Annotated in this window: 12 protein-coding genes and 2 pseudogenes; 5 read left to right on the top strand and 9 right to left on the bottom strand. The window is 68.5% G+C overall.

Translation table 11 applies throughout. The features are described from left to right. The first annotated feature begins 60 nt into the window (after positions 1-60). Positions 61-657 (top strand): NfuA family Fe-S biogenesis protein, encoded by a 597-nt coding sequence (locus FHW12_RS01920; protein ID WP_182529299.1) that lies wholly within the window; start codon positions 61-63, stop codon positions 655-657. A gap of 100 nt (positions 658-757) precedes the next feature. On the opposite strand, the gene FHW12_RS01925 is transcribed toward FHW12_RS01920, so the two are convergent. Beyond that, positions 758-1108, bottom strand: a complete 351-nt coding sequence (locus FHW12_RS01925) for a c-type cytochrome (protein WP_182529300.1) — start codon at positions 1106-1108, stop codon at positions 758-760. A 16-nt stretch (positions 1109-1124) separates the two neighbouring features. Next, entirely contained in the window at positions 1125-1445 is a 321-nt protein-coding gene (locus FHW12_RS01930) for a c-type cytochrome (RefSeq protein WP_182529301.1), read from the bottom strand. Positions 1446-1834: 389 nt separating this feature from the next. Here FHW12_RS01930 and FHW12_RS01935 point away from each other — a divergent pair, with 389 nt between their 5' ends. The 4 genes and pseudogenes from FHW12_RS01935 (at position 1835) to FHW12_RS01945 (ending at position 9950) form a co-directional block, all read left to right on the top strand. After that, positions 1835-3079, top strand: coding sequence for an efflux RND transporter periplasmic adaptor subunit (locus FHW12_RS01935; protein ID WP_182529302.1), 1245 nt, complete (start codon positions 1835-1837; stop codon positions 3077-3079). Then, positions 3076-4815: pseudogene (locus tag FHW12_RS21740) on the top strand (efflux RND transporter permease subunit); the annotation flags it as partial. The gene FHW12_RS01935 and the pseudogene FHW12_RS21740, both read left to right, overlap by 4 nt. 240 nt (positions 4816-5055) lie before the next feature. Next, positions 5056-6837: pseudogene (locus tag FHW12_RS21745) on the top strand (efflux RND transporter permease subunit); the annotation flags it as partial. Beyond that, complete coding sequence (locus tag FHW12_RS01945; RefSeq protein WP_182529303.1) at positions 6834-9950, top strand: efflux RND transporter permease subunit; 3117 nt, start codon at positions 6834-6836, stop codon at positions 9948-9950. The pseudogene FHW12_RS21745 and the gene FHW12_RS01945, both read left to right, overlap by 4 nt. Before the next feature lie 121 nt (positions 9951-10071). On the opposite strand, the gene FHW12_RS01950 is transcribed toward FHW12_RS01945, so the two are convergent. From FHW12_RS01950 to FHW12_RS01980, 7 genes are all read right to left on the bottom strand, one after another. Beyond that, entirely contained in the window at positions 10072-11475 is a 1404-nt protein-coding gene (locus FHW12_RS01950) for a coniferyl aldehyde dehydrogenase (RefSeq protein WP_182529304.1), read from the bottom strand. A gap of 4 nt (positions 11476-11479) precedes the next feature. After that, entirely contained in the window at positions 11480-13924 is a 2445-nt protein-coding gene (locus FHW12_RS01955) for a TonB-dependent receptor (RefSeq protein ID WP_182529305.1), read from the bottom strand. Positions 13925-13971: 47 nt separating this feature from the next. Next, positions 13972-15129 (bottom strand): SO2930 family diheme c-type cytochrome, encoded by a 1158-nt coding sequence (locus FHW12_RS01960; protein ID WP_182529306.1) that lies wholly within the window; start codon positions 15127-15129, stop codon positions 13972-13974. Next, positions 15129-16364 (bottom strand): parallel beta-helix domain-containing protein, encoded by a 1236-nt coding sequence (locus tag FHW12_RS01965; RefSeq protein ID WP_182529307.1) that lies wholly within the window; start codon positions 16362-16364, stop codon positions 15129-15131. Before FHW12_RS01965 ends, FHW12_RS01960 begins: the two co-directional genes overlap by 1 nt. A gap of 148 nt (positions 16365-16512) precedes the next feature. Beyond that, positions 16513-17583 (bottom strand): AraC family transcriptional regulator, encoded by a 1071-nt coding sequence (locus FHW12_RS01970; RefSeq protein ID WP_182529308.1) that lies wholly within the window; start codon positions 17581-17583, stop codon positions 16513-16515. Positions 17584-17669: 86 nt separating this feature from the next. Then, positions 17670-20195 carry a DUF349 domain-containing protein gene (locus tag FHW12_RS01975; protein ID WP_182529309.1) on the bottom strand — a complete coding sequence of 842 codons (2526 nt, stop codon included), beginning with the start codon at positions 20193-20195 and terminating at the stop codon, positions 17670-17672. Positions 20196-20205: 10 nt separating this feature from the next. Further along, a complete protein-coding gene (locus tag FHW12_RS01980; protein ID WP_182529310.1) occupies positions 20206-21420 on the bottom strand; it encodes a TraB/GumN family protein in 1215 nt (404 codons plus the stop codon). Positions 21421-21429: the final 9 nt, after the last annotated feature.

The following is a 21429-nucleotide window of genomic DNA, read 5'->3' on the forward strand; positions in this document are numbered from 1 at the left end:
AAAGCGGCCATCCTTGGCCGCACTCTTCATCAAAAGCACAAGATCAAGGGCGTGGGCATCATGATTTCGTTGTCGGCTTCCGCGCAGGAGCACTTCCGCAGACTCGTCGAGCAGCAGGCGTCACCCGGGCTCGGCATCCGTGTCGTCGCGGTCGACGCCGGTACGCCGAAGGGTGACTGCCAGCTCGAATTCAGCGAGCCGTCCGATCGCGACGGCAGCGAGTGGGAAGTCGAGTGCGACGGCTTTTCGCTGTTCGTCGACGCGCACAGCGTGCCGTTCCTCGACGGTGCGACGATCGACTTCGCGCGCACCGCGACCGGCGGCGAACTCACGATCCGCGCGCCCGCCCTGCGCGGCAGCGTGCCGGGCGAGGACGCGAGCGTGGTCGAGCGCGTGCGCTACGTGATCGAGAGCGAGATCAATCCGCAGCTGGCCTCGCACGGCGGCCGCGTGAGCCTGCGCGAAGTGACCGCCGACGGCGTCGTCGTGCTGCAGTTCGGCGGTGGTTGCCACGGTTGCGGCATGGTCGACAAGACCTTGCGCGGCGGCGTCGAGCAGACGCTCAAGACGCGCGTGCCCGAAGTGACGGGCGTCGCCGATGCGACCGATCATGCGAGTGGAAGCACGCCTTACTACAAGCGCCAAGCCAACGCCTGAGCGGATCGAAGCGAGGGATCGGCGGGGTAGAGATCATCACGCCGCGCGGGGTTACCCGCGACGGCGCGAGGGGCGCGGCGTCGCGCCGCGCCTCGACGAATCAGTCGCCCTGCACCTTGTCGTGCAGGTCGGTGAGCTTGGTGCCCGGCAGGCTGGCGAAGTATGCCGACACGTTGACGATGTCCTCTTCGGACAGCGTCGTCGCGAACCCGGCCATGATCGGGTTCTTGCGCTCGCCGGTCTTGTACTCGCGCAGCGCGCGCTCGAGGTAGTCGTGGTATTGCCCGGCGAGGCGCGGGTACTGCGGGTCGGCGGCGTTGCCGTCGGCACCATGGCAGGCCTGGCACGGCACGGACTTGGCCTTGCCGGCTTCGATGTCGCCCTTGGCGAAGGCGGGCGTCGCGCAGGCGGCGAGCGTCGTGATCAACAGCGATGCGTGGAAACGCTTCATCTCGTGAAGTCCTGGCTCAGGGCGTGAGGCTGGAAAGGTAGGTGGCGATGTCGCGGATGTCCTGCTCGGACAGGCTCTCGCCCTGCGCGCGCATCGTCGGGTGGGAGCGCTCGCCCTTCTTGTATTCGTTCAGTGCGGTGACGAGGTAGTCGTAGTTCTGGCCACCGATCCGCGGCACGTGATAGTTCGGGTACGGGTTCTTCCAGCCCGGGATGCCGTGGCAGCCGGCACAGGTATAGACCTTGGTTTTGCCCGCGGCGGCGTCGCCTTTGTCGGCGGCGAAACAGGGCAGGGAAGTGATCAGCAGGGCAGCGGCAAAGAGAGGCGCTCGGGTCATTTTCGTTCCGGTGCGACGTTGGTTGAACTTCTCGGGCGTCAAGCCTGTGGAGTATAGCGGCCAACCGCCGTCGCCGGCCACCGCTCGCATGCATGAAGCGCGCCTCGCGCAGGCAACGTACGCGACCGTGCGAGGCGTCGGCTCGCGCAACTCTTTTGCCTCCTCGTGCATCCAAGGCCGCACGCACGTCGCGGCGTGACTACCGGCTCACGACTTCGCGCCGTTTACGGCGCAGCATCGCTGCCAGGAATCGTTACCCCCGCTGCAACGGCGGGGCAGCAAGGAAGCACGACCCAGGGGTCGAACTGCCGGGCTGCCCAGGCTATTGCACTAAGATAGTGATGTAGTCTACTATAACACCAAGTCAACCCCTCCCCAGGCCGACTCCGATGCTCCCGAACTTCGCCGTCACCCCGAATTACCGCGGTTTCCGTTTCCTGCGCACCTCCACCCTCGCGGCCGCGATCGCCCTGCTCGCCGCCTGCGGCGGCGGTGGCGACGGCATGGGCAAGGACGCCAATACCCAAGCCTCGATCCCCGTCGAAGTCGCGCCGGCGGCGCACCAGACGATCACAGCGAACTACTCCGGCACCGCCACGCTCGAGGCGGTCGGCGACGCGCAGGTCGTCGCCAAGACCACCGGCATCGTGCTGAAGCTGTTCGTCGAGGAAGGCACGCACGTGCAGAAGGGTCAACTGCTCGCCGAACTCGACAGCGACACGGCGCGCAACAAGCTCGCGCAGGCGTCGGCGACCTTGAAGAAGGCGCAGGCTGCCTACGACAAGGCCGACAAGGGCTTCGCGTTGAAGATCACGCCGAAGGCCGACTACGACAGCACCAAATACGACCTCGAGGCGCAGAAGGCGATCGTCGACGGCGCGCAGCTCGACCTGTCCTACACGCGCATCGTCGCGCCCATCTCCGGCGTGATCGCGAAGCGCTCGGTCAAGCTCGGCAACCTCGTGCAGCTCAACCAGGCGCTGTTCCAGATCGTCGACCTCGATCCGCTCGAGGCGGTGCTGAACGTGCCGGAGCGCGATCTCGACACGCTCAAGGCGGGCCAGCCCGTGCGCATGCGCGTCGACGCGCTCGGCGGCAAGCCGTTCGACGGCTCGATCGCGCGCATCGCGCCGGTCGTCGACGCGGCAAGCGGCACGTTCCGCGTCACCTGCACGTTTCGCGACACCACGTCGACGCTCAAGCCCGGCATGTTCGGCCGCGTCGAGGTCACCTACGACCAGCGCCACGACGCGCTCGTCGTGCCGCGCAATGCGATCGTCGAGGAAGACGGCGTGAGTTCGGTGTTCGTGATCGAACCGGCGCCGCCGAAGAAGGACGACAAGAACGACGGCAAGGATGCGAAGGGCGCGGTGAAGGGCAAGGCGGGCGAAGCGGTCGCGGCCGAATCGGCGAAACCGGCGCTGCCCGCGTTCGTCGCCAAGCGTCGCGTGGTCAAGACCGGCTACGCCGAAGGCGACCGCATCGAGATCCGTGACGGCCTCGCCGACGGCGAGCGCGTGATCACGATCGGCCGCAACGCCGTGCGCGAAGGCACCGAAGTGCAGGTGCTCGAGAACGCCACCAAGAGTCCCGACGCGATGGCGTCGGTCGCGTCGACGGAGAAGCATTCGTGAACCTGCCCGAGCTGGCGACCCGCCGGCGCGTCACGATCGGCATGCTGACCGTGACGCTGGTCCTGTTCGGCCTGATCGGCCTGACGGGCCTCAAGGTCAACCTGCTGCCGGACCTGTCGTATCCGACCCTCACGGTGCGCACCGACTACGAAGGCGCGGCGCCGCTCGAGATCGAGAACCTCATCAGCCAGCCGATCGAGGAAGCGGTCGGCGTGGTGAAGAACGTGCGCAAGGTGCATTCGGTCTCGCGCACGAGCCAGTCCGACGTCGTGCTCGAGTTCGCCTGGGGCACCGACATGGACATGGCGAGCCTCGAGGTGCGCGACAAGCTCGACACGGTGCAGTTGCCGCTCGAAGCGAAGAAGCCGCTGCTGCTGCGCTTCAACCCGTCGACCGACCCGATCATCCGGCTCGGCCTCACGGCGAAGGGCGAGACCGACGAGGCACGCCTCAAGCAGCTGCGCCGCTTCGCGGACGACGACCTCAAGAAGCACCTCGAGCCGGTCGCCGGCGTCGCCGCGGTCAAGGTCGGCGGCGGCCTCGAGGACGAGATCGAGGTGCTGATCGACCAGCAGAAGCTCGCACGCCTCGGCATCGACATCAACGACGTCAACACGCGCCTCAAGAACGAGAACGTGAACGCGTCGGGCGGCCGCATCGACGAGGGAAGCCAGCGCTTCCTCGTGCGCACGATCAACCAGTTCAAGACACTCGACGAGATGCGCGAGCTGCTCGTCAAGATCGACGGCAACGTGCCGATCCGCCTCAAGGACATCGCCGAGGTGCGCCAGGGCTTCAAGGAGCGCGAAGGCATCGTGCGCATCGACGGCCACGAGGCGATCGAACTCGCGATCTACAAGGAAGGCGACGCCAACACGGTCAGTGTCGCCAACTCGGTCAAGGCCGAGATCGGGCGCCTGAAGAAGACGCTGCCGTCCGACGCGAACCTCGCCATGATCGAAGACCAGTCGGTCTTCATCGAAGGCGCGCTCAGCGACGTCAAGAAGGACGCGCTGATCGGCGGCGTGCTCGCGATCCTCATCATCTTCTTCTTCCTGCGCGACTCGTGGAGCACGTTCATCATCTCCCTGTCGCTGCCGGTCTCGCTGATCGCGACGTTCTTCTTCATGGACCAGTTGCACCTGTCGCTCAACGTGATGTCGCTCGGTGGCCTCGCGCTGGCGACCGGCATGGTCGTCGACGACTCGATCGTCGTGCTCGAGAACATCGCTCGGCTGCGCGAGAAGGGCGCATCGATCCTCGAGGCGGCCGTGCGCGGCACCGCCGAAGTCGGCATGGCGGTGACGGCGTCGACCCTGACGACGGTCGCGGTGTTCTTCCCGCTCGTGTTCGTGCAGGGCGTCGCCGGCCAGCTGTTCCGTGACCAGGCGCTCACGATCACGTTCGCGATGCTGACCTCGCTCGTCGTCGCGATGACGCTGATCCCGATGCTCGCTTCGCTCAAGGGGCGCTCGCCGCTCGCTTACAAGGACGAGTCCGTCGATCCGGAATCGCTGTGGAACAAGGCGCGTCGCGGCGCGTGGGCGATCATCACGTGGCCGTGGCGGCGCGACTGGCCGCGTGCGCTGCGCATAGCTGCGCTGGTGGTTTCGTTGCCCATCAGCGTGGCCGTGGCGGCGATCTTCTTCATCGTGCTCGGCGTGATGATCGCCATTTCCGCGCTCATGCGCTACGCCACGCTGCTGGTGTTCTTCGCGTCCGGGCTGGCGCTGGGCAAGCTTCCGCTCTCGTTCGACTACGCGCGTTCGACGCTCGCCTGGGGCGCACGCAGGGCGGTCTGGCCGCTCGACGACGATTCGCCGAGGTTCCAACGGCTGCTGTGGTTCGTCGTCGCGTTGCCGGTGAAATTCGCGCTGCTCTTGCCGTATCTGGTTGCGCTCGTGCTGTCGGTCGTTTTGTTGGTACTCGTTCCGCTGGGCTGGCTGTTCCGCTTCGTCATCAAATGGGTGGGCTGGCTCGTGCTGTGGCCATACGAGCGCGCGGCGAAGGCCTACCATGGCTTCCTGCCGAACGCGCTCGCGCGTCCGTGGCCGGTGCTCGGCTTCGCCGTCATCGCGCTTGGCGCGACGCTCGCACTCGTGCCGACGCTCGGCCTCGACCTCATCCCGCAGCTCGCGCAGGGTCGCTTCAACATGACGGTCACCCTGCCGCCGGGCACGCCGCTCGCGGAGACGGACAAGGTCGTCGACGAGATCTCGACGCGCCACGCGAAGGATGCGGGCGTCGAATCGATCTACGGCGTCGCCGGTACCGGCACGCGCCTCGATGCGAACCCGACCGAATCCGGCGAGAACATCGCGCGCCTGTCGATCGCACTCAAGGACGGCGGCAGCAAGAAGATCGAGGCGGCCGAGATCGAGCGCCTGCGCGACGGCATGATGCGCGCCGACGCGAGCGTGAAGTTCGCGCGCCCCGAGCTATTCAGCTTCTCGGCACCGCTCGAGATCGAGATCCGCGGCTACGACCTCGACGCGCTCGCCAAGGGCGGCCAGCGCCTCGCCGAACTCATGAAGGGCTCGCCGCGCTTCGCCGACGTCAAGTCGACGGTCGAGGGCGGCTATCCGGAAATCCAGGTGCATTTCGACCAGGATCGCGCGGCGGCGCTCGGCCTGACCACGCGCGAGATCGCCGACCGTGTCGTGCGCAAGGTCAAGGGCGAAGTCGCCACGCGCTACGACTTCCGCGATCGCAAGATCGACGTGCTCGTGCGCGCTCGCGCCGCCGACCGCACCGGCGTCGACGACGTGCGCAACCTCGTCGTCGGCTACATCTCCGCGAAGGGTGCGAACGGTTCGAGCAATGGCTCGACCAGCAGCGCCGCGGGCGCGATGGGTGCCAGCGGCGGCAATGCGAACGGCGGCAGCGGCAACGGCAGCGGCAGCACGCTCGCCGACGCGGCGCAGTCGAGCGCCGACACGCCCGTGCGCCTGTCCGCGGTCGCCGACGTGATCGCGACCGAAGGCCCGAGCGAGATCCATCGCGTGAGCCAGGAACGGGTCGCGATCGTGTCGGCGAACCTGCGCAACGGCGACCTCGCGAGCGCGGTCAAGGAAGTCGAAGGCCTCGTCGCGAACAACCCGCTCGCCGCGGGCGTGAAGGTGCGCATCGGCGGCCAGAGCGAGGAACTCGATTCGTCGGTGCAGTCGCTGGTGTTCGCGCTCGGCCTGGCGATCTTCCTCGTCTATCTCGTGATGGCGTCGCAGTTCGAGTCGCTGCTGCACCCGTTCGTGATCATGTTCTCGATCCCGCTCGCCGCGGTCGGCGCGATCCTCGCGCTCAAGCTGTCCGGTTCGGCGATCTCGGTGGTCGTGTTCATCGGTCTCATCATGCTGGTCGGCATCGTCGTGAAGAACGCGATCGTGCTGATCGATCGCGTGAACCAACTGCGCGAAGCGGGCGTGCCCAAGCGCGCGGCGCTCGCGCAGGGCGCCGAATCGCGCCTGCGTCCGATCGTGATGACGACGTTGTGCACCCTGATCGGCTTCGCGCCGCTCGCGCTCGGCTGGGGCGAGGGCGCCGAGGTGCGCGCGCCGATGGCGCTCACCGTGATCGGCGGCCTCGCCGTGTCGACCCTGCTCACGCTGGTCGTGATCCCGATCGTGTACGACCTGCTCGACCGTCGCGGCGACGAATGGTACGTCGCGCGCGGTGAACGCCATCGCGCCAAGGTCGAGAGCACGGGCGCCGACGAAGATCTGGCGATAGAAGGCCACGGACCGCAAGGACAACACGCATGACACTCGCCGAGCTCAGCCTGAAGCGGCCCGTCACGGCGATCATGTTCTTCGTGACGATGGTGGTGATCGGACTGATCGCCGCCTTCAGGCTGCCGCTCGAACAGTTCCCGAGCATCGATGCGCCGTTCCTGTTCGTGCAGATCCCGTACCCGGGTTCGACGCCGGCGGAGATCGAGCGCACGATTACCCGCCCGGTCGAGGAAGCGCTCGCGACCTTGCCCGGCATCAAGCGCATGAACTCCACCTCGGACGCCGAGTCCGCGCAGATCTTCATGGAGTTCAAGTGGGGCGAGAGCGTCGCGATCAAGGCGGTGCAGGCGCGCGAGAAGATCGACGCGATCCGCTCCGAGCTGCCGTCGGACATGCAGCGCTACTTCGTGCAGAAATTCTCGACCTCGGACGAGCCGGTGCTGCAGCTGCGCATCGCTTCCAACGGCGCCGACCTGTCGAACGCGTACGAGCTGATCGAGCGCGAGATCAAGCGCCCCCTCGAGCGCATCCCGGGCGTCGCCAACGTGGACATCTCCGGCATCGGCAAACCCGAGGTGCAGATCGAGCTGGCCTCGGACCGCCTCAGCGCGCACAACATCAACCTCAACGACCTCTACACGAAGCTGTCGAACGCGAACTTCGCGATCTCGGCCGGGCAGGTCGATGCCGCTGGCACGCGTTTCCGCGTGCAGCCGCAGGGCCAGTGGCGCACGCTCGACGACATTCGCGCGGTGCCGCTCGACGCCAAGGGCCTCAAGCTCGGCGACATCGCGACCGTGACGTTGCGCCCCGCGCGCGTCGACTTCGCGCGCCGCCTCGACGGCAAGCCCGCGATCGGCGTCGACATCCGCCGCGAGCGCAACGCGAACCTCGTCGACGTCGGCACCGCGGTGATGGCCGAGGTCAAGAAGATCCAGGCCTCGCCCGAACTCAAGGGCATGCAGGTCTACGCGATGGAGAGCCAGGCCGAGAGCGTGACCGGCTCGCTGTCTCAGCTCGGCAAGGCGGGCCTCGAGGGCACGCTGCTGTCCGTGCTCGTGCTGTTCTTCTTCCTGCGCGACTGGCCCTCTACGCTGATGGTGTCGCTGTCGATCCCGATCTGCTTCGTGATGACGCTCGGCTGCATGTACTTCTTCGGCATCAGCCTCAACGTGCTGTCGATGATGGGTCTGCTGCTCGCCGTCGGCATGCTCGTCGACAATGCGGTCGTCGTCGTCGAGAGCATCTACCAGTACCGCGAGAAGTACCCCGACAAGCCGTGGTACTGCGCGGTGCAGGGCACCCAGGTCGTCGGCGTGGCGATCGCCGCGGGTACGCTGTCGAGCGTCGTGGTGTTCCTGCCGAACATCTTCGGCGAGGCGAACAACATCTCGATCTTCCTCGCCCAGGTCGCGATCGCGATGTCGATCGCGCATCTCGCGTCGTGGCTCGTCGCCGTCAGCATCGTGCCGATGTTCGCTGCGCGCATGCCACCGCCGAAGTTCCTCGGCCACGAGAACGTGATCACGCGCCTGCGCGACCGTTACGGCCGCTTCGTCGCCTGGACGCTCGCGCACCGGCGCTGGACCATGCTCGGCGTGCTCGCGCTCGTGATCGCCAGCTTCGTGCCGATGACGCAGACGAAGATGGACTTCTTCGGCGGCGGCGAGGCGCGCAACCTGCGCATGTTTTACCAGCTCAACGCGAACTACCGCCTGCAGGACCTCAAGCCCGAGGTCATGAAGGTCGAGAAGTACCTCAACGAGAACCGCGAGAAATTCGAGATCACCTCGGTCTACACCTGGTACTCGGAGCAGGGCCAGGCGATGACGCGCGTGCTGCTGCAGGACAAGAAGCCGGGCGTGGTCGAATGGGTGAAGGACCTGTTCGGCTACGGCAGCAACCGCGCGTCGTCGGCGATCAAGGAAGACATCCGCAAGGGCCTGCCGAAGCTCGCGACCGGCAAGGTCGGCTTCGACGGCAACGGCGACGGCGGGCTCGGCGGCGGCGTCGACATCTCGCTGATCGGCGACTCGATGGAGGAACTGCGCGACATCGCGCCGAACGTCATCAACGTGCTCTCGCACCTGCCGAGCCTGCGCGACGTGCGCGCCGAGAAGGGCAACGGCGACCGCGAGGTCGCGACCCAGGTCGACCGCATCCGTGCCAAGCAGTACGGCTTCGACGCGCAGACCGTCGCGAACTACATCCAGATCGCGCTGCGCGGCATGCCGCTCAAGGACTTCCACGCCGACGACCGCCAGTTGCCGGTATGGCTGCGCTTCCAGGGTGCCGACACGCAGAGCCTGTCCGGCCTGTCCGACTTCAAGCTGCGCGCGCCCGACGGCACGCAGGTGCCGCTGCTGACAATGCTGCGCACCGACTCGCACGAGATCGCCTCGGCGATCCAGCGTGTCGATCGCCTGACCGCGCTGAAGATCACCGCGAACCTCGGCGAGAAGAAGACGATGCAGGACGCGCGCAAGGAGATCACCGAAGCGCTCGACACGTTCGCGTTCCCGCCCGGCTACCGCTGGAGCTTCGGCCAGGGCTTCGATCGCGAGGACCAGGCCGGCCAGCAGATGCTGTTCAACACCCTCATCGCGCTCGTGCTCGTCTACATCGTCATGTGCGCGATGTTCGAGTCGCTGATCTACCCGCTGGCGATCCTCACGACCTTCGTGTTCTCGGTGTTCGGCGTGTTCTGGTTGTTCTGGCTCAGCGGCACGACGTTCTCGATCATGGCCGCGATCGGCATCCTGATCCTGATGGGCGTCGTGGTGAACAACGGCATCGTGATGATCGTGCACATCAACCAGCTGCGCCACCACGGCCATCTGCGCACGGAGGCGCTCGTGCTCGGCGCGATGGAACGCCTGCGCCCGGTGCTCATGACGATGGCGACGGCGATCCTCGGCATGCTGCCGCTCGCGCTCGGCGGTGCCGAGGCGTGGAGCGACGGCCCGCCGTACTTCCCGATGGCGCGCGCGATCACCGGCGGCCTCACGTTCTCGACGATCGTGACCCTGCTCGCGTTGCCGTGCATCTACTCGCTGCTCGACGACTCGAGCCTGTGGATGCGGCGCGTGATCGCCGACGCGAAGGGTCGCATGCGCGGGGCACCGGTCGCCGCCGCGGCCTGACGCGGCGGCTGGCGCAAGCGATTTTCCTGTGGAGCGGCGGAAGCCGCGATGCTCTCCGGGCATATCGAAGAAGAAGCATCGCCGCTTCCGCCGCTCCCACAAGAGGTGCTCCGCGACGCCGCTAGCCGCCGAGCAGCATGCGCAGCATGCGGCGAAACGTCGTCCGGTAGGGCGGGTTGAGCAGGCCGACGAGGTTCCAGCGCGCCTGGCGGAACACCGGCTTCATGCGCGAGAACGTACGGAAACCGTCCTCGCCGTGGTACGCGCCCATGCCGGACGCACCGACGCCGCCGAACGGCAGGTGATGCTGGGCGATGTGCAGGATCGTATCGTTGACGCTGACACCGCCCGCGAGCGTCGCGTCGAGCACGCGCTCGACTACCGCGCGACGATCGTCGAATACGTACAGCGCGAGCGGATGCGGATGCGCGTTGACGTAGGCGATCGCGTCGTCGATCGAGTCGTACGGGACGAGCGGCAGCAGCGGCCCGAAGATCTCCTGTTGCATGACACCCATGCGATCGTCGACGCCGGTGAGCAGCGTCGGCGCGATGACGCGGGCATTCGCCGGCACCTCGGCGAGCTCGTGCACGACCGCGCCCTGTTCGACCGCGGCGTCGCGCAGTTCGCACAACCGCGCGTGATGGCGTTCGCTCGCGATGCTGGTGTACTGCGCATTCGCGGCGAGCTGCGGATAGAGGCGCCCGACCGCCGCACGCGCGCCGTCGATGAACTCCTGCACGCGCGCGCGCGGCAGCAGCACGTAGTCGGGCGCGATGCAGGTCTGGCCGGCGTTGAGCAGCTTGCCGAGTACGATGCGTTCGATCGCGTGCGGCATGCGCGCGTTCGGGCCGACGATCGCGGGTGACTTGCCGCCGAGTTCGAGCGTGACCGGCACGAGGTTCGCCGCCGCCGCGCGCATGACCTCGTGGCCGACCGCGGTCGAGCCGGTGAAGAGCAGGTGGTCGAACGGCAGCGCCGAGAACGCGCGCGCGACGTCGACATCGCCGTTGACGACGACGACCTCGTCCGGCAGGAAATGGCGCGCGACGAGTTCCGAGAGCAACGTCGCGAACGCGGGCGTGAGCTCGCTCGTCTTGAGCATGACGCGGTTGCCTGCGGCGAGCGCGTCGGTGAGCGGCCCGGCGGCGAGATAGAGCGGATAGTTCCACGGCACGATGATGCCGACCACGCCGAGCGGCTGCGGGCGCAGTTCCGTGCGCGCCGGCAGGAACCAGAAACCCGCCCAGCGCCGCCGCGGGCGCATCCAGCGGCGCAGGTGCGAGAGCGCATGGCGGATGCCGGACAGGCTCGGGAACACCTCGAGCAGGTCGGTTTCCTCGACCGGGCGGCGGCCGAAATCGGCCGCGATCGCTTCGGCGATCTGTGCGCGATGATCGCGGATCAGCGCCTCGAGCGCGCGCAGGCGGCGCTTGCGCGTGGCGAGGTCGGGCGCGCCGCTGCGCGCCTGCGCGTCGCGCAGGCGGGTGTACTGGTCGCGCAGGAAGGGTCCGCCGTCCGTCATCGGCTCAGAATCTCACGAGTGCTTCGATGCCCCACATGCGCGGCGGCGTGATCAACGCGTACGGCGTACCGAAGACGGTCGCCGAAATGTTGCTGACGCCGGTCACGTAGCGCTTGTCGAACAGGTTGTTGACGAAGAATGCCACACCGAAGCGCGAATTGTCGGAGGTCCAGCCGATGCGCGCATCGGTGCGCTGCTGCGCGCTGCCGACGCTGAAGTTCGGGCTGATCTGGCAGGTACCCTGCAGCACGGAATCGGCGTTGCAGCGCGACTTGCCGCGCCAGGCGTGTGCGAGGTCGAACTCGACGTTGCCGCCGAGGATCGCATGCCAGGTGTAGGCGAAACCGGCCGACATCGACCAGCGCGGTTCGCCGGTCGGCTCGCCGCCAAGATCGACGCCGGAAGGCGCGATCGCGTGGCCGTAGGTCGAATTGATGTACGCGCTCGTGAAGTTGAGGCGCAGGTCGTCGGTCGGCGCCCACTGCGCCTCGACCTCGAGGCCGTCGGCCTTCTGGTTGCTGCTGCTCACGAGGTAGCGGGGCACGCCGGAACCGGCGGTGTTCGGGTCGAGCGTGAGCGACTGGCGGTTGTCGTAGTCGTAGTGGTAGATCGACGCGTTGAGCAGCAGGCCGTATTCGGGGAACGTGCTCTTCACGCCCGCCTCGTAGTTCCAGACCTTCTCGGGCTCGAAGCGCGAGGCGACCTGCACGCTGTTGTAGCCGCCCGCCTTGTAGCCCTTCGTCGCCGAAACGTACGCCATCACGTCGGGCGTGAAGCGGTAGTCGAGCACGACGCGCGGACTGGTGTCGTTCCAGCTGTCCTTGAACGAGACCGGTACGCCGACCGCGTCGGTGAACACGAGGTTCTGCTGGAACGTCTCGATCGGGATGCCGATGAGGTCGAGGATGCCCGCCGCCTGCAGCTGGGCGAGCGTCGCGTCGAGCCCGGGCGCCTGGCGCGGCGCGTTGAACCACGAGAACGTCTTCTCGTCGCGCGTGAAGCGCACGCCCGTCGTGAGGTTCCAGTTCGAGCCGAGGTGCCAGATCACGTCGCCGTAGGCGGCGAACGCCTTGAAGCGGCCGTTGTTGGAGATCTGCTCGCGCCACGGTTCGCCGAGCAGCGTGTTCGGAAAGCCGTTCAGCGCGAGCACCTGGCTCAGGTAGTTGTAGAGGGTGCCGTCCGGCGTCGGCGCGGGCGAGAGGTTCAGCGCGAGCGTGTCGATGCCGTCGGTGAAGATGTCGGTCTGGCTCGTCTGGCGCGCGTGCTCGTTGTAGTAGCTCGCGCCCGCGACCCAGTCCATCAGCGCGGTGTTGCCGGCGAACTTGAACTCTTGGTACCAGCTGCTGTTCGACTCGATGTTCGCGGTCGAGAGATAGCTCACGATGTGGTTGGTGCCGTCGTAGTCGCCGCGGTTGAGCGTGTCGAAATCACGCCACGCGGTCGTCGAGGTGAAGCTCGCCCAGCCCAACTGGTGGTCGATCGACAAGGTCACGCCGTCGAAGCGGCGCGATTCGCGCGGATCGACGGTGTCGTTGTAGAGCGGCGCGTGCAGCGGATCGAGGAACGTCGACGGGTCGGGCGGGAACGGCGGGCGCTGGTACGTGTCGTTGGCGAGCGGGACCAGGCCGATCGCGGCCTTCGGCAGCTGGTTCAACTTCTCGTGGTCCCACGACAGCAGCACGCGCGTGTCGTCGGTCGCGCTCCAGCGCCAGGCCGCGCGCGTGCCCCAGTCGTCGTCGCCGCCGTAGCGCGTCGCGTTCGCGGCGTCGCGGATCCAGCCTTCGCTCTGGTTGTCGACGACGCTGAAGCGGAACGCCATGTCGTCGCGCACGGGCAGGTTGAGCAGGCCGTCGACGTACTTGCGCCCGTAGTTGCCGACGCGCACGCGTGCGCGGTCCTCGAACGTGTTCGACGGTTCGTTCGTGATGATCGAGATCGCGCCGGCGGCGGCGTTGCGGCCGAACAGGGTGCCTTGCGGGCCCTTGAGTACCTCGATGCGCTTGACGTCGTTGAACGCGAGCAGCGCGCCGCCCGAGCGTGCCGCGTAGACGCCGTCGATGTAGACGCCGACCGCCGATTCGGTGCCGACGCCGAAGTCGTCGGTCGAGATCCCGCGGATCTGGTAGTTCGGCTGGGTCGGCTGCTCACCGCTGACGACCAGACCGGGCACGAACAGGCTCATGCGGCTGAGGTCGGTCGCCGCGAGCGTGTCGATCTGCTTCGCGGTGACGATCTGCAGCGGGATCGGCACCTCCTGCATTTCCTGCGCGCGGCTCTGCGCGGTGACCGTGATCACGTCGAGGCGCGAGGTCTCGTCGGACGGCTTCGCTTCCGCGGCGGGGTCCTGCGCATCGTCGGCAGCAAGGACGGCGTTGCTCGCGGCGAGCGTGGCGACGCCCGACAGCGCACGGCCGAGGCATAGCGCGAGTGCGCGTTTGCGGATGATCATCTCGTTCCCCTTTCTGTATGCGGGCTCTCGCCCGTCGAGTTCTTCGGTCAACCCGTGCCGCTGCAACTCCCCTGTTGCGCAGCGATCCAGGCGCGGATCAGTTCGAGTCCTTCGCGGTGCACCGTGCTCCGGCCGAGCTCGGGCATCATCACGCCCGGCTCGGCCGACTCCATGCGGAACGGCAGGATCGAGTCGCCCGGCTTGCCGGGCACGATGTCGAAGAAATGGTCACCGGTGCCGCGGCCAGCCGCGACCGGCGGCTTGCAGATGCCGAGATGGCGATCTTCCGGCGTCGCGATGTCGAGCGTCAGGGCGGTCGTGTTCGCCGCGCCCTTCGCGTTGTGGCAGTGGCCGCAATTGATGTCGAGATAGGCGCGCGCGCGCGCGTCGAGCGGTTCCCTCGCGTCGTTCCACACGGCGTTGCGCGGCGCGTCCGCGGCAGCGGGGGTGCCGGCGAGGTAGCCGATGCGCGCGAGTTCGGCGAGCTGATTGCGCTCGCCGTCGGCGTAGCGGAAGTCGCGATTGAGATGACGCGCCTTCGGCCCGATCGGCGCGATCGCGCGCGTGACCCAGTCGCGCGCGTGGCAGCTCGCGCACTGACTCTCGTCGGGCACGACGTAGTTGAACGCGTCGCGCGCGCCGTCGGCGGCGACGAGCTGGAGCGGGATCACGTCGCCGGTGCGCGCGAGCACGGCGTCGGTTTGCGCCGCGTTCCACACGTAGGGGAACGCGGCCCAGCCGTCCGCACGGCGCACGAGCAGGCGCGTCTCGACGAGGCGCACGTGGTCGAGGTCGATGCCGGACGGGCCGTAATCGTGCGCGACGTCGTAAGTGCGCGCGACCGCCGCCGGCGAGCGCGAGGCATGCTCGGGCAGCGGGTAATAGAAGGTCTTGCTGATGATCGTGCCGACCGGGAAGTCGAACGTGTCGGTCGCCGAATAGCTGGCCGACACACCCTTCGGCATCCAGATCGTACGAAGCTTGTGCGCGTAGTCGGTGAACAGCGGCGTGTTGAGGTCGTAGGGCACGACGCCGTCGTTCGGAACGAGGCGCTTGCCGGCGACGTCGAGCACGTGCCAGTCGCTGAGCAGCGGCGGACGCCCGTCGGCGTGGAAGGTGACCGGCGGCGGCGCGTGACGGCACGCGCCGAGCGCGAGCAAGGCGGCCGCGACCGACAGCGCACGCACGATCGACGACGTCGGCATCACGCCTTGCCCGCGAGCACGACCGGCGGCAGCTTGTCGAGCGTGCACTGGTACGGCTTGGTGTCGGTGCTCGGGTTCTTGTAGCTGCCCGGACCGTCCGCGTTGAGCACGCCGACGTCGCCGTTCTGCACGCAGATGCGGTCCGTCGCCGGCGGCAGGCCGTCGACGAGCGACTTGGTGTCGACATAGCCGTCCCAGACGATGTCGGGGAAATGGCCGGTCACGCCGTAGACCGCGCTCTTGAGGATCTTCAGGTCCATGCCGTCCGGCGAATCGCCGCCGCCCTTGAAGCGGTTGTCGTAGATGAAGATGCCCTTCGGGTACGGGTTGTAGTTCGGGTCGACGCCGGTCTTGTTGTAGTAGTTGGTCGAGAAGTAGCTCGACACGATCACGTTCGCGGTGCGGTGGTCGGCGATGTCGTTGTCGAAGATCTCGACGCGGTCGTTCGAATTGACGATGACGCCCGAACCGGCCGGCACGCTCGCGACCGCCGCTCCCTTCGCGGCGAAGTTGCCCGTGTTGTTGTCGTGCACCTTGTTCTTGAACACGCGCGCGTTGCGCCCGGCCTGCGACAGGTTCGGCATGTTGAACACGAGGATGCCGCCCGTGTTCTCCGTCGCCGTGTTCTCGTAGACGTCGGCGTCGACCGAGTTCTCGATCTCGATGCCGGCGACGTTGCGCTCGGCGCGGTTGCGCCGCACGACGATCGTCTTCGACTGGCCGACGTAGATGCCGGCGTCGGACGCGCCGATCACCACCGAATCCTCGATCAGCACGTTGCTCGTCTTGACCGGATAGAGGCCGTAGGCGCCGTTGGTCGTCTTCGGGCCGCCGGTCCATTCGACGCGCACGCCGCGGATCGTGATGTTCGAGCCTTCGTTGATCTTGAGCGCGTCGCCCTTGGTGTCCTCGAGCGCGAGGTTCTCGATCGTGAAGTCGCTCGCGTTGACGAGCAGTCCCTCGGGACCGACCACCTGGCCCTTGAACGACAGCACGGTCTTGTCCATGCCGGCACCGCGGATCGTCACGCCGTTGCTGCGCAGGGTGAGGCCGCGGTTGAGCGTGTAGTGCCCGGCCGGGATCTCGATCACGCTGCCGGATTTCGCATCGAGCAGCTGTTGCTGCAGGTTGCTCTGGAACGAAGCGTCGGCGCTGCTCTGCGCCGGCGGCGGGGCGGATTCACCGCAACCGGCGAGGGCGGCGGCGAGCACGATCGTGAGACAGGACAGGCGCATGGCATCGGTTCCCATTGGATCCCCCGGAGGTGCCGCGGCGACTCGACCGTGCCGTGGCGTATTGCCGCACTCTCGATGAACTCGCCGCGATCGGGGAGGGGGGGAATTTCCGCCAATGGGGGGCGGATCGGCCAACCGGGCTCCGCGCCTACGCGACCGCGTGGCGGGCGGCCTGCGGCGGCATCCCGGTCCAGCGCTTGAACGCACGACGGAATTCGCGCGGATCACTGAAACCGAGCTCGCTGCCGATCTCGGCGACACTGAGCGGACCCCGCTGCAGCAGGTCGAGCGCACGCTCGGCGCGCACGCGGTCGTGGATCTCGCGGAACACGCAGCCGCGGTCGGCGAGGCGGCGGCGCAGCGAGCGTTCGCTGAGGTTGAGCGTGCGCGCGACGTCGGGCAGGCGCGGATGTTCGCGCAGCCGGTTGCGCAGCAGGTGTTCGACCGACGTCACGAGCTCGTCGCCGTGCGCACCCGCGTTCGCGAGCTGCTGCCGGCACAGGAGCAGCGCCTGCGTCGCGGTCAGCGGGTTGTGGCTCGCGAGCGGATGCGACAGCCAGCGCGTGTCGATGACCGCGCGGTTGTGGTCGGCGCCGAAGCGCAGCTCGCAACCGAAGAACGCCACGTAGTCGTCGTGGTAGGTCGGCGCGGCATAGGTGAGTTCGAGCCGCTGCACCGCGAACGACGGGCCGACCAGTCCGCGCGCGACCGCGAACGAACTCGCGAACAGTTCCTCGCACAGGAACGGCAGCAGATCCGGTTCGCGGAAGCGCGGCCAGGCGGCCAGCGCGACTTCGCGCTCGTCGATCGCCTCGAACGTGACGTCGAGCAGGCTTCCACACACGCGGTGGTGCTCGATGCCGACGCGCATCGCGTCGCCGAACGTGCGCGAGGTCATCATCGCGAGGCCGAGCAGGCCGAAGCTGCCGACCGATTCGTTGCAGCCGACGTGAAGCCCGAGCGCGGGCTCGTCGAGTGCCTTGAGCGCGCGCCGGATCACCGTGCTCGCCTGGCGGTACGACACGCGCAACGCGGGATCGGTCAGTTGCGCGACGCCGAGACCGAGTCCGGCGAACCAGCGCTCGCTGGCGATGCCACGCGCTTTCGCGAGCTCGGTGAGATGGACGAGCACGTTCGGCGGAATATCCGCGAGCGTGTAGCGCGCGTCGGCGCTGCGTGCCGCATCCGCATTCGCGTCCGCTTCGGTCGGGTGGATCATCGAAAGGAATCCGCGCGCTGTTCCAGCCCGCTATCTAGCACGCGCGGGGCCGTCGTTGTTCACGCAGCGCAGCATGCGTGGAGGCCTCAAGGCAACGTGTCCACCGCGGCCGCGAGCGCTCGCTCTAGGCGCGCATCGAGACCGGCATCGCACGGCGCGCCGAGCTCGCTCCAGCGCTGCAGCAGCGCGGCGAGTTCTTCAGCCGGGCCGATCGCCGCGCCGCCGCTCATGCGCGCGGACAGGCGTCCGATCTGCAGGCTGCGGCGCCGTTCGCGGTCGTCGGCCGGCGAGTCGATGCCGGCGAGCAGTTCGAGCTCGACGAGGACATCGCGCTGCGCATCGCCGAGGTCAGCCGCGGCCTGCGCCGGCGTACCCGCCTGCGCTGCGTCGAAGCGCGCCTGGAGTCCGGCAGCAGCGGCGTCGTCCGACGGCATCGCCAGCCAGCGCTCGCGCGCGGCGTCGACCGTCGTCGTTGCCGTTTCGAGTGCGCGGCACACGCGATAGCGCTCGAGCCAGGCGTGGTAGCGCGCATGTCGCCGCGCGCGATCCTGTCGCCGCGCGATGTCGCGCAGGCGCTCCTGCGCGTCGGCGTAGCGACGCGCGAGCGCGTCGTCGCGCAACCGCAGCGCGTCCCAGGCCGTCTGCAGGCGGCCGACCGCACCGCGCTCGGGCGGGGCGTCGCCGGCGGCGAGCGCCTCGAGCTCGGCGCAGATCGCTTCGGCCTGTTGCCGCGACTCGACGTCGCGCGCGCTGCGTTCGGCACGCTCCGCATCGAGCTTGCCGAACACGCGGTCGATCGCCGCGCGGAAGGTGGTCCACTGTGCCTGGTCGCGCGTGCGACGGCCGTTGCCGGCGCGCTGCCAACGTTGCTGCAGTTCGCGCGCGGCAGCGACGGCGCCACGCGGTAGCGCCTCGGCGAGCGCTTCCGCTTCGGCGATCAGCGCGGCTTTCGCGCGTTCGACGTCGGCGTCGCGGCGCTCGATGCGAGCATCGAGCGCCGTCAATCCGGTCTTCAGCGATTGCGCGAGCGCCTTGCGCTCGCGCGGCTCGACGCGGTCGAGCCCACGCAGCGCTTCGACGGTCTCCCGGCGCAGGTTCGCGATCGCGGTCCAGTCCTCGCTGTCCGCGGCGAGCGCGGCATGGCGGCCGAGCAGGTCGCGGATCCCTGCCGCCTGCGACTGGCGCAGTTCGTGGCGCTTCTTGAAATACCCTTGCGCGGGCGCGAGCGCGGCGCGGCAACCCGCGTGGAAGCGCCGGTTGAGATCGCCGGCGCGCGCACTGCCGCCTTCGAGTGCATCGAGCCGACTCCATGCGAGCTGCGCTTCGCGCACCTTGTTGGCGACCGCGTCCGGATGCAGGCCGCTGCCGGGCAGGGCTTCGATGTCCTCGCACAACTGCTGGCGGTGCTGGTTGTCGGCCCAGCGCTGCCAGCGGCTGAGTTCGGCGTAGCGCGCGTCGACGTCGGCGAGTAGCGCCGTCAGCGCCTTCGGCAGTGGCGCGTCGATGCGACGGCGCAATTCCTCGCTGCGCGCCTTGGCCGCATGCCCAGCCGCACTGTGGCCCGACTCGAGCGCCGCCGCGCATTCGCGCAGCGTCGCCTCGAGTTCGCCGAGCAGCGCGCGCTGGTGTTCGGCTTGCTGGCGACGCGCTGCCTGCGCTTCGTCGAGCGAAGCGGCGAAACGCGCCTGTGCGATCAGCGGCGCGACCACCGCATCGGCATCGGCGTCGGTCGCGGCAAGCGTGTTTTCCGATTCAGGCGTCCGTACATCCGTCGTCGACGGCGTGACCGCGGCGGCGGCTTCCTCCGCGACCGCGACGACGGCCATGCGTGGCGCGACCGGTTCGCGGCTCGTCGCGAGCAGCGTGCGCGCGGTCTGGAAACGCTGGCGCAGCATCGGCGTCGCGGCCGAGTCGACCGCGGCCCACTGCTCGACCAGCTCGCGCTCGGTATCGGCGTGGTCGGGCACGCGCAACAGCTGCTCCATGCGCTCGCACAGCTGGCGTGCGCGCTGTTCGAGCGTGGCGTCGTCGCCGCGACCCATGCGCAGCGCTTCGATGCGCTCGCGCGCGCGGCGGCTGACCTGCTTGTCGGACTTGCGCGCGCGTTCGGCGAGGCGGTCGAGCATCGCTTCGTCGGCGAGGCGGTCGACGAGGGCGAGGCGGATCGCGGCATCGCGGTCGGCGAGCGCGCGCTCGAACAGCAGCGCCGGACGCACGACCTGCTCGAGCGCGGCACGCCGGAGTTCGGGCTCCGGCGCGTGGCAGGCGATGCGCTCGGCGAGTTCCGCGTCCTCCTGCGCCTTCAGCAGGCGCAGGCGTTCCGCCAGGGGCGGCGCCGAGGCGTGCGTGCCGGAGAGCAGGTCGAGCCAAAGCGCACGCGCCTGTTCGCGCACGCCGGCATCGGCGTCGTGGCGCGACAGCGTCTGCGCGATGCCGGGATCGGCGAGCCGCTTCGCGGCGGCGATGCGCACGCCGGGATCGGCGTCCTCGCGCGCGAGGCGGCCGAGGTTGGCGACGAGTTCGGCGTCGTTGTCGTGCGCGATCGCGCTGCGCCGCTGCGCGGCGTCCTTCGACTGCCAGCGCGGCTTGCTGAGGAAAGCGGGCAATTTCATCGAGCGAGGGTCACAGGAGGTTCTTGATGATATGGAAACCGGCGACGTACTCGCCGACGATGGTGCCGAGCGTGACGAACATGAAGTTGAGCAGCGTGCGCGCGATGCGGTTCTTCCACCAGCCGGTCCAGTGAGCGACGTCGTCGCGCAGGCTGTCGAAGTCGGCGACGCGCGGCTTGCGCAGCCACGCCTCGACGCCGGCGCTGAACGCCGACGCGGGCACGCCGGGCCGGAACGGCTTCAGCGGCGCGGCGATGAACGCCGCGATCACGCTGAGCGGATGCGCCGCGGCGATGATCGCGCCGAGCGCGGCGCCACCGCCGGTGAACAGCGTCCACGCGAGCAGCGCGTCGGCGCCGGCGCGCGTGCCGCGCGTGAACGCGAAGCCGATCGCACCGGCGATGACGAGGAACACGCCGAACGCGAGCCACTTCGGCCAGCGCGACGCCGGCGGCACCTGCGACAGCTTCTCGACCAGCGGGCGCGGCATCTCGTTCTGGTTCGACAGCTCGCGCTGGATGCCGGCGAGGTGGCCTGCGCCGATGACGACGAGCACGCGGCGCGCTTCGCCCGCTGCGGCCTGTTCGCGCAGGCGCGCGGTCATGTAGCGGTCGCGCTCGCCGATCAGCGCGTCGTAGAGCGGCGGCGATTCGCGCGCGAACTCGCTGAACATGCTGCCGAGCAGGTCGCCGCGCTTGAGTTTCTCGATCTCGTCCTCGCTGACGTCCTCGCGCGTCAGCACGCTCGCACCGAGTCCGCCGACGATCGACAGGCGATCGAGGAAGCCGACGCTGTGGTAGGCGCGCTTGAGCGTGACGCCGATCTCGCGATCGACCAGCCAGACCGGCAGCCCGCGCTCGTCGGCGCCGTCGATCGCCGCCTTCATCTCCGCCCCCGGCTCGATGCCGAACTGTTCGGCGAGGCGGCGCTGGAACGCCGACAGCGCGAGGTTCGCGGCGACGAGGCCGACCTTGCCCTGGCGGATCACCTGGAACAGGTCGAGGCGACGGAACGCCTCCGCGTCGCGGATCGACTGGTAGCGCGGTTCGCACAGCTCCACCGCGACCGCGTCGAACGCCTCGCGCTGCAGGATCGCGCGGACCGCGTCGGCGCTCACGCGCGACACGTGCGCGGTGCCGAGCAGCACGTATTCGACCTCGCCGCGCCGCACGCGGGCGATCGGTTGTCCGGCGAGCGCATCGGTCGGCGCGGGAGGCGTGTTCATCGGTTCGTG

Origin of the sequence: Dokdonella fugitiva (assembly GCF_014138265.1) — a bacterium.
In the GTDB taxonomy this organism is placed as follows: domain Bacteria; phylum Pseudomonadota; class Gammaproteobacteria; order Xanthomonadales; family Rhodanobacteraceae; genus Dokdonella_A; species Dokdonella_A fugitiva_A.

Bases quoted from the DNA above. Each gene is read 5' to 3' on its own strand.
- FHW12_RS01920 (WP_182529299.1), top strand. From the start codon at position 61: ATGATTTCGTTGTCGGCTTCCGCGCAGGAGCACTTCCGCAGACTCGTC.
- FHW12_RS01925 (WP_182529300.1), bottom strand. From the start codon at position 1,108: ATGAAGCGTTTCCACGCATCGCTGTTGATCACGACGCTCGCCGCCTGC.
- FHW12_RS01930 (WP_182529301.1), bottom strand. From the start codon at position 1,445: ATGACCCGAGCGCCTCTCTTTGCCGCTGCCCTGCTGATCACTTCCCTG.
- FHW12_RS01935 (WP_182529302.1), top strand. From the start codon at position 1,835: ATGCTCCCGAACTTCGCCGTCACCCCGAATTACCGCGGTTTCCGTTTC.
- FHW12_RS01945 (WP_182529303.1), top strand. From the start codon at position 6,834: ATGACACTCGCCGAGCTCAGCCTGAAGCGGCCCGTCACGGCGATCATG.
- FHW12_RS01950 (WP_182529304.1), bottom strand. From the start codon at position 11,475: ATGACGGACGGCGGACCCTTCCTGCGCGACCAGTACACCCGCCTGCGC.
- FHW12_RS01955 (WP_182529305.1), bottom strand. From the start codon at position 13,924: ATGATCATCCGCAAACGCGCACTCGCGCTATGCCTCGGCCGTGCGCTG.
- FHW12_RS01960 (WP_182529306.1), bottom strand. From the start codon at position 15,129: ATGCCGACGTCGTCGATCGTGCGTGCGCTGTCGGTCGCGGCCGCCTTG.
- FHW12_RS01965 (WP_182529307.1), bottom strand. From the start codon at position 16,364: ATGCGCCTGTCCTGTCTCACGATCGTGCTCGCCGCCGCCCTCGCCGGT.
- FHW12_RS01970 (WP_182529308.1), bottom strand. From the start codon at position 17,583: ATGATCCACCCGACCGAAGCGGACGCGAATGCGGATGCGGCACGCAGC.
- FHW12_RS01975 (WP_182529309.1), bottom strand. From the start codon at position 20,195: ATGAAATTGCCCGCTTTCCTCAGCAAGCCGCGCTGGCAGTCGAAGGAC.
- FHW12_RS01980 (WP_182529310.1), bottom strand. From the start codon at position 21,420: ATGAACACGCCTCCCGCGCCGACCGATGCGCTCGCCGGACAACCGATC.